The 8,260-nt window shown below is 71.7% G+C and carries 10 protein-coding genes; all 10 read right to left on the bottom strand.

Annotated elements, in window-relative coordinates:
* Window positions 1-21 precede the first annotated feature (21 nt).
* Window positions 22-897 carry a twin-arginine translocase subunit TatC gene (gene tatC, locus ACWEMJ_RS08450; protein ID WP_452136209.1) on the bottom strand — a complete coding sequence of 292 codons (876 nt, stop codon included), beginning with the start codon at window positions 895-897 and terminating at the stop codon, window positions 22-24.
* 97 nt (window positions 898-994) lie between these two features.
* Window positions 995-1,246 carry a twin-arginine translocase TatA/TatE family subunit gene (locus tag ACWEMJ_RS08455; protein WP_452136197.1) on the bottom strand — a complete coding sequence of 84 codons (252 nt, stop codon included), beginning with the start codon at window positions 1,244-1,246 and terminating at the stop codon, window positions 995-997.
* 136 nt (window positions 1,247-1,382) lie between these two features.
* A complete protein-coding gene (locus tag ACWEMJ_RS08460) occupies window positions 1,383-1,538 on the bottom strand; it encodes a hypothetical protein (protein ID WP_452136198.1) in 156 nt (51 codons plus the stop codon).
* Window positions 1,539-1,552: 14 nt separating this feature from the next.
* A complete protein-coding gene (locus ACWEMJ_RS08465; RefSeq protein ID WP_452136199.1) occupies window positions 1,553-1,783 on the bottom strand; it encodes a hypothetical protein in 231 nt (76 codons plus the stop codon).
* A 5-nt stretch (window positions 1,784-1,788) separates the two neighbouring features.
* Window positions 1,789-2,715 (bottom strand): helix-turn-helix transcriptional regulator, encoded by a 927-nt coding sequence (locus ACWEMJ_RS08470; protein WP_452136210.1) that lies wholly within the window; start codon window positions 2,713-2,715, stop codon window positions 1,789-1,791.
* A 26-nt stretch (window positions 2,716-2,741) separates the two neighbouring features.
* Window positions 2,742-3,716 (bottom strand): helix-turn-helix transcriptional regulator, encoded by a 975-nt coding sequence (locus ACWEMJ_RS08475; RefSeq protein ID WP_452136200.1) that lies wholly within the window; start codon window positions 3,714-3,716, stop codon window positions 2,742-2,744.
* Window positions 3,717-3,833: 117 nt separating this feature from the next.
* Window positions 3,834-4,205, bottom strand: a complete 372-nt coding sequence (locus ACWEMJ_RS08480; protein WP_452136201.1) for an FKBP-type peptidyl-prolyl cis-trans isomerase — start codon at window positions 4,203-4,205, stop codon at window positions 3,834-3,836.
* A 60-nt stretch (window positions 4,206-4,265) separates the two neighbouring features.
* The gene (locus ACWEMJ_RS08485) at window positions 4,266-5,540 is read right to left on the bottom strand and encodes an FKBP-type peptidyl-prolyl cis-trans isomerase (protein ID WP_452136202.1); all 1,275 of its coding nucleotides are present in this window, start codon (window positions 5,538-5,540) and stop codon (window positions 4,266-4,268) included.
* 114 nt (window positions 5,541-5,654) lie between these two features.
* Complete coding sequence (locus ACWEMJ_RS08490; protein WP_452136203.1) at window positions 5,655-6,641, bottom strand: FKBP-type peptidyl-prolyl cis-trans isomerase; 987 nt, start codon at window positions 6,639-6,641, stop codon at window positions 5,655-5,657.
* Between the two features lie 79 nt (window positions 6,642-6,720).
* Entirely contained in the window at window positions 6,721-8,082 is a 1,362-nt protein-coding gene (gene pafA / locus ACWEMJ_RS08495; protein ID WP_452136204.1) for a Pup--protein ligase, read from the bottom strand.
* Window positions 8,083-8,260: the final 178 nt, after the last annotated feature.

Genomic DNA, 8,260 nt, shown 5'->3' on the forward strand with positions numbered 1-8,260 from the left:
ACGGGCGGTGAGCCACGCGGATCAGGTGATGTCGTCGATCTGGTCGCGACGCCCGGCCTGCACCGGCTCGACGCCGCCGACCGCCTCCGCGTCCTCGACGGCGTCCACCGTCAGGTCGACCTCGGAGGCCTCCTCGTCGTCCAGCAGCGCGTCCGGGTTGCGGGCCAGCCTGCGCTTGTCGTTGAGCAGCGCGAAGCCGACCGCCAGGAAGTACAGGCCCCAGATCGGGGCGGCCAGCGCCAGCATCGACAGCGGGTCGGCGGACGGCGTGGCGAAGGCCGCGAACACCGTGATGCCCATCACGAAGCCGCGCCACCAGCCGAGCAGCCGCTTGCCGGAGAGCACCCCGACCACGTTCAGCATCACCAGGAACAGCGGCAGCTCGAAGCCCAGGCCGAACACCAGCACCATGCGGGTGATCAGGTCGAGGTAGGTCTCCACCGGCACGATCGACTTCACGCCGTCCGCGATGAAGCTGATCAGCATCTGCGCCGTGACCGGCATGATCACGTAGGCGAGCACCGCGCCGGCCAGGAACAGCGGCGTGCCGAGCGCCAGGAAGGACATCGAGTAGCGCTTCTCGTGCCGGTGCAGACCCGGCGCCACGAACCGCCACAGCTGGTACAGCCAGATCGGGGTGGCGGCCACCACACCGGCCGTGAGGCTGACCTTCAGCGCGACGGTGAACGGCGTGGTCAGACCGATGTTGGAGATCTCCACGCACTGCTTCAGCCCGGCCGGCAGCGACCCGTCCGGATTGCACGCCGGCAGCGGCTCGATCAGGAAGTTCACCAACTGCCGGTGGTAGAACGCCGCGACGATCGTCAGGACGATGATCGCCAGCACCGACTTGACCAGCCGGTTGCGCAGCTCGCGCAGATGGTCGGCCAGCGCCATCCGCCCCTCAGGGTCCTTGGGCGCTTTGGTCGTCTTGCTCAACCCGGTCCTCGAATCGTGCGTTCGTCGGTGGTCGGAGTGGTGCGGGCCGTACGGTTCAGGCGGCCCGGTCGGTACCGGAGGCGCCGGGCGCGGGCTTGACCACCCGCTCCGGCTCGGCAGCGGCGGGTGCCCCGGAAGCGCCGGAGGCGCCGGCCGCGAACTCGCCGCGCAGCGCCTTGCCCTCGCTCTTCAGGATCCGCAGCGACCGCCCGATCCCCCGCGCCACGTCGGGCAGCCGCTTGCCGCCGAACAACAGCACGGCGAACACCACGACGACCACCAGCGCGGCGGGTGACAGGATCCGCATCGAAGCACCACCTTCCTGGTCCGGGAGATCCGGGCAGCGCGGGAGGCAGAGCTCCCCCTCTGCGGGCGATGGTAGCCGCTCGGGGTGTCGCGGCGGGAACCCGGTCCCCACCCTCGGGCGGCCGGGCCCCGTACGCTCAGCCCTTCTCCGCCGCCCGCTGCAGCGCGGCGACCGCCCCGTCCACCTCCCGGGTCAGCGCCCGCGCGTCCAGCCACAGCCGGAACGCGAGCACGCCGAGCACCAGCAGCCCGGCGGTGGACAGCAGGACGGCGCCCACCAGGGTCCAGTTCATGTGCGGGGGCCTTCCTATCCGTCCACCGGCAGCAGCCGCATGGTGTGCACGCCGGCCGCGGTGAGCGCGGCGACGATCCGCTCCCCGGCGATCTTGCGGACGGCCGCGCCGCAGGCCGGGCAGGTGAAGCTGTAGAAGGTGCGCTCCCGGCTGGCGCCGAGCGCCAGCCGGAACTCGGGCGCCGGCAGCTCGACCTTCTCCCGGCACTGCGAGCAGTACACCTTGAATCTGGTGCCCTCGGTCACGTGGTTCAGACCTGTCCGTCCCGGTAGTGCTCCAGCGCGGCCAGCGCGGCGGTGCGGGCCTGCTCGGCGAGCTGCGGCGGCGCCGTGATCCGCCCGTCCCGCCCGAGCCGCAGCGCCAGCGTGCGCAGGCCGGACGGCTCGGCGGACCGCAGGGTGATCCGCAGGCCCCCGTCGGGCAGCTCCTCGGCGCTGTCGTGCGTGTAGTACTCGGCGACCCAGCGCCCGCCGGGCCCGACCTCGACCACCACCTGCGGGTCGTCGGCGGCGGGCGCGACCAGGCCGGCCGACAGGTCGCGGGGCTGCATCCGGGGCGGGTTGGCGGGCTCGTCGAGGACCTTGATCTCGGCGATCCGGTCGAGCCGGAAGGTCCGCCGGTCCTCGGAGGTGCGGCACCAGCCTTCCAGGTAGGTGTGGCCCTCGGTGACCAGCCGGATCGGGTCGACCTCGCGCTCGGTGAGCTCGCCGCGGCCGTGCGACCAGTAGCGCAGCCAGATCAGCCGGCCCTCGCTGAGCGCCCGGTCGATGTCGGCGAAGACGGTGCCCTCGGCCTCGAAGGTGACGCCGATCCGGTCGGCGGCGTCGGCGCTCTCCCCGGCCGCGTCCTCGATCTTGGCGACGGCCCGGGTGAGCGCCTGCCGGTCCCGCTCCCGCAGCCCGGGCAGGCCCGCCACGGCGCGGGCGGCGACCAGCAGCGCGGTGGCCTCGTCGGCGGCCAGCCGCAGCGGCTGCGCGACGTCGTCCACGTTGTGCCACCAGATCCGCTCGCCGTCGGTGTCGATGTCGAGCAGGTCGCCGCCGCGGAACGACGTGCCGCACATCGGCAGCACGTTGAGGTCGCCGATCAGCTCGCGCTCGGTGATCCCGAACGCCCGCGCCACCTCGGCCACCTCGGCCCCGGGCCGCTCGCGCAGGTAGGTGACCAGCGACAGCATCCGCCGTGTCTGGTCGATCGCGTTGCTCACTGTCCAACCTCCGCGAGACCGGCGACGGCGCGCAGCCGGTCGATGACGTCGGCCCGCAGGTCCTCCGGGCCGATCACGATGACGTCGGGGCCGTACTCGGCGAGGTCGGCGCCCAGGCCGTTGCCGTACGGGATGTCCAGCTCGTCCCAGTCGGCGTCCACCGGCCGGGTGTCCAGCGCCCGCTGGCGCAGCGGGTAGGCCGCGCCCCGGCGGATCCGCACCACGGCGGTGGCGGTCGCGCCCTCGCCCGCGAACCGGGCGACCACGGCACGCACGTCGACGTGCTCGGGCACCTCGCCGGTGAACGCCCCGGCCCGGGAGCGGACCTTGCCGGTGATCCGGGACAGCCGGAACACCCGGGCGGAGCCCCGGTCGCGGTCCCAGCCGGCCAGGTACCAGTGGCCGCGCCAGCACTCCAGCGCCCACGGCTCGACCGAGCGCGGCTCGGCGGTCGCGGCGCCGGCCTTGCGGTACTCGAAGGTGACCGGGCGCCGGTCGCGGGCGGCGACCAGCAGCGGCTCGAACGCGGCCTCCCGGCCCGGGATCCGCGGCTCCAGCGCGCCGTGCTCGCGCTCCTCGGCGAACGGCACGCCGGCCGCCCGCAGCTTCTGCAGCGCGCCGCTGGCCGCGCCGGACATCTTGGCCTGCTGCCAGACCCGGGCGGCGAGGGTGAGCGCGGCGGCCTCCTCGGCGTCCAGCGCGATCTCGGGGAGGCGGTTGCGGTCGCGGCGGGCGAGGTAGCCCACTTCGCCGTCGAGCGCGTTCTCGTCCACGTCGATGATCAGGCCGAGTTCCCGCAGGTCGTCCTTGTCGCGCTCGAACATCCGGTTGAAGGCGTCCTCGGAGCCCTGTTGCCAGGCCTCCCGGTACGCCTCGACGGATTCGCGCAGCTCTTTCTTGGAGAGCGGACGCCGGGTGTTCATCAGGCACAGGGCGAGGTTCATCAGCCGCTCTGCCTTGGCGATCGCCATCGCTGACCTTTCCTCCGATCGGGGGTGACCCGCCTGACCGTACCGGTCCGGACACGCTCGGCGAAAGCCGAACCCCCGGCCGCGGGTGCGGCCGGGGGTTCGACGGTGCGTCCGAGGTCAGACGCCCAGCAGGTCCACCACGAAGATCAGGGTGGAGCCGGCCGGGATCAGCGGGCTCGGCGACTGGTTCCCGTACGCCAGGGCGGGCGGGATGATCAGCTCGCGGCGGCCGCCGACGCGCATGCCCTCGACGCCCCGGTCCCAGCCCTTGATGACCTTGCCCGCGCCCAGCGGGAACTTGAAGGTCTGGCCGCGGTTCCAGGAGGCGTCGAACTCCTCGCCGGTGGCGAAGGTGACACCGACGTAGTGCACCTCGACGACCGCGCCGGCCTTGGCCTCGGCGCCGTCGCCGACCACGATGTCGCGGATCTGGAGCTCGGTCGGGGCGTTGCCGCCCGGGAAGTCGATCTCCGGCTTGGTCAGGCTCACTGTTGCTCTTCTCGTTCGGTTGCGTGAACGCTGTTCATCCTAGACAGACGCGGCGGGCGATCAGTCCTCGCCGCCGACGCCGGCGTCCAGGATGTCGATCACGAACACCAGCGTGGAGTTCGGCGGGATCGAGCCGGAGGCCTGGTCCTTGTACGCCAGCGAGGCCGGGATGACCAGCTCGATGCGGCTGCCGATGGTCTGGCCGACGACGCCCTTGTCCCAGCCCTCGATGACGCCGCCCGCACCGGTGGCGAAGGTGTACGCCTGGTTGCGGTCCAGCGAGGAGTCGAACTTCTTGCCGTCCTTGTACAGCGCGCCGGTGTACTGGACGACGACCTTCTCGCCGGCCTCGATCTTGCGGCCCTTGCCCTGGATCAGGACGTGCGACTTCAGGTCGGTCGGGTCCGGGACGCCGGGGACGGGCGTGATGTCGAACGGCTTCTTGCCGTTGTCCTTGACCTTCGGCATGTCGGCGGGCGGCGGGATCATCTCGCCGGTGAGCACCGTGTCGGGCGCGGTCGCCTGCCGGATGTCGAGGACGAACACCAGGCTGTCGGTGGCCCCGATGCCGAGCTGGCTGTTGCCCTGCGAGCCGAACGCGGCGGCCGGCGGGGCGACGACCAGCACCCGGCTGCCCGCCTTGTGGCCGGCGACGGCCTTGTCCAGGGCGGGGATCAGCTTGCCGGAGTCGGCCTGGAAGAGCTGCGGCTTGCCGGCCTTCTCGCCGTACGAGCCGGGGATCTCCTTGCCGGTGTTCCAGTCCAGCGCGGTGTAGTCGATGGACACCCAGTTGCCCTTTTCGACCTTCGGGCCGCTGCCCGCGGACAGCTCCTTGACCACGAAGGTGCCGTCGGGCTGCTCCTGCGGCACCGTGATGTTCGCCTTGGAGCCGAACTCGCCGGTGACGGTGGGCAGCGCCTTGGCGGTGTCCTTGATCGGCGGCACCGGCTCCTGGCTGGGCGTGTCGGTGGCGGCGGGCTTCGCCGCGTCGGCCTTCGAGGCCGGCTTGTCGTCGCTCTTGTTGACCTGGTACATGGTGATCGCGGAGCCGATCAGCAGCACCGCGAGCACCGTGCCGAGGATCGCGCCGAGCCGGCCGGAGCTGCCCGGGTCCTCGGCGTAGCCGGCCTCCGACTGGTCGACCTTGCGCTGCGTGGAGGCGAACACCTGCGGCGCCTCGCCGCCCTCCTTGCCGGTGCCCGCGGCCGACGCGCCGGGCGGGGCCCAGCCGGCCTGGGTCAGCATCTCGGCGGGGACGACGATCGATTCGCGGTCTCCCGGCCGGCGCTGCCCGGTGTTGTCGGCCTCGTCCGGGCTCGACGGCTTCTCAGACATGACTCCCCATTCATCTCGCCCGACGACGCGTGCACCTCTGGTGCGGGGCAGCAGTATGTCAGGTCGGCATGAGAGCCGGTCAGTCCGGTGCTGGGCCCCGCTTCCAGGTGTCGGTCAGACAGCTTCCAGGATGTCGATCACGAACACCAGGGTGGAGTTCGCCGGGATCGCACCGGAGGCCTTGTCGCCGTAGCCCAGCGCGGGCGGGACGACCAGCAGCACCCGGCTGCCGACGGTCTTGCCGACCAGGCCCTGGTCCCAGCCCTTGATCAGGCTGCCGGTGCCGACCTGCAGCGCCTGCGCCCCGCCGTGGCTCCACGAGGAGTCGAACTGCTTGCCGTCGGCCCAGGTCACGCCGGTGTACTGGACGACCAGCGTCTGGCCGGACTTCACCTCCGGGCCGTCGCCCTTGATCAGCACGTACTGCTGCAGCTCCGCGGGCGGCTGCTCGCCGGAGGGGATGGTGATGGTCGGCGCGGCCTTGCCGTTGTCCTTCACCTGGGGGGCGTTCGCGGGCGGCTCGGTGACCTGCCCGGAGACGGTGGAGTCCTGCGGCACCGCCTGCATGACGTCCAGCACGAACACCACGGTGTCGTCCTTGCCGACGCCCAGCGCCGTCGAGCCCTGGCTCCCGAACCCGGCGGCCGGCGGGGCCACCACCACCAGCCGGCTGCCGACCTTCTTGCCCTCCACGCTCACGTCGAACGCCGGCACCAGCTGCCCGCTGCCCGCCTGGTACAGCTGCGGCTTGCCGCCGGAGTCGTAGGAGCTGGTCAGGTCCTTGCCGCTGGTCCAGTCCTTGGCGGTGTAGTTGACGGTCACCCAGTCGTTCTTGTTGACCGTCGCCCCGGTGCCCTCGGTCTCCGTGCTCACCACGAACTGCCCGCTCGGCTGGCCGCCGGGCAGCGTGATCGTCGCCTTCGAGCCGAACTCCCCGCTGATCGTGGGCATCGGCGAGGCGGACGCCACCGGACTCGGCACCTCCACCGGCGAGGCGGTCGCCGAGGGCGTCGCCCCGGCGGACTTGCCGGAGTCGCTGCCGCACGAGGTCAGCAGCACGGCGGCGAGGGGAAGGGACAGCAGGCAGGCGATTCGACGCATGAGGTCAGCGTATGGCCGGATTCGTCCGGTCCGTCGGAGGCACTCGGGCGCGCCCCCGACGGACCGTCGGCGTCGAACGTCACATTCCGGCGATCAGCTTCTCCACCCGCTCGTCGACCGACCGGAACGGGTCCTTGCACAGCACGGTGCGCTGCGCCTGGTCGTTGAGCTTCAGGTGCACCCAGTCGACGGTGAAGTCGCGGCGCTGCTCCTGGGCGCGCCGGATGAAGTCGCCGCGCAGCCGGGCCCGGGTGGTCTGCGGGGGCACCGACTTGCCCTGGAAGGTCTTCAGGTCGGTGGTGACCCGCTGCGCCCGGCCGTTCTTCTGCAGCAGGTAGAACAGGCCGCGGCGGCGGTGGATGTCGTGGTAGGCGAGGTCGATCTGGGCGACCCGCGGGTTGGACATGGTCATCTGGTGCTTGTCGCGGTACTTCTCGATCAGCTGGTACTTCATGATCCAGTCGATCTCGGTGCCGACCTTGCCGAGGTCCTCGGTGCGCACCGCCTCCAGCGTGCGGCCCCACAGGTCGAGGACGCGGGCCACGGTGCCCTCGTTGATGCCCTTGCGGTCGGCGAACTCCAGCGCCTTGGTGTAGTACTCCTCCTGGATCTCCAGGGCGCTGGCCTCCCGCCCGTTGGCGAGCCGGACCTGGTGGGTGCCCGTCAGGTCGTGGCTGACCTCGCGGATCGCCCGGATCGGGTTCTCCAGCGTCAGGTCGCGCATCACCACGCCGGCCTCGATCAGCCGCAGCACCAGGTCGGTGGCGCCGACCTTGAGCAGCGTGGTGGTCTCCGACATGTTGGAGTCGCCGACGATGACGTGCAGCCGGCGGTAGCGCTCGGCGTCGGCGTGCGGCTCGTCGCGGGTGTTGATGATCGGCCGGGAGCGGGTGGTGGCGGAGCTGACGCCCTCCCAGATGTGCTCGGCGCGCTGGCTGACGCAGTACACCGCGCCGCGCGGCGTCTGCAGCACCTTGCCCGCGCCGCAGATGAGTTGGCGGGTCACCAGGAACGGGATCAGCACGTCGGCCAGCCGGGAGAACTCGCCGTGCCGGGCGACCAGGTAGTTCTCGTGGCAGCCGTAGGAGTTCCCGGCGGAGTCGGTGTTGTTCTTGAACAGGTAGACGTCGCCGGCGATGCCCTCCTCGTGCAGCCGCCGCTCGGCGTCCACCAGCAGCCCTTCGAGGATCCGCTCGCCGGACTTGTCGTGGGTGACCAGCTCGACCACGTCGTCGCACTCGGGGGTGGCGTACTCGGGGTGGGAGCCGACGTCGAGGTAGAGGCGGGCGCCGTTCTTCAGGAAGACGTTGCTGCTGCGGCCCCAGGAGACGACACGGCGGAAGAGGTAGCGGGCGACTTCGTCCGGCGACAGGCGGCGCTGGCCGCGGAAGGTGCAGGTGACGCCGTACTCGTTCTCGATCCCGAAAATTCGGCGGTCCATATGGCGACTCTTCTCTGTGGGAAGCTCCGTGAAACCCTTCGGTGCGGTGGCGGGGTCGTCAGGCGGCCCGCCCGGCAGGGGGCGGGGCGCCGGACGCGGGGATTAGGCGGGGGTGGCTTCGTCCGCGTCGGCGGCGGCGCTCTCGTCGCCGCGGTGCAGCCGGGCCAGCTGGCCGCCC

Source organism: Kitasatospora sp. NPDC004531, from assembly GCF_053602195.1.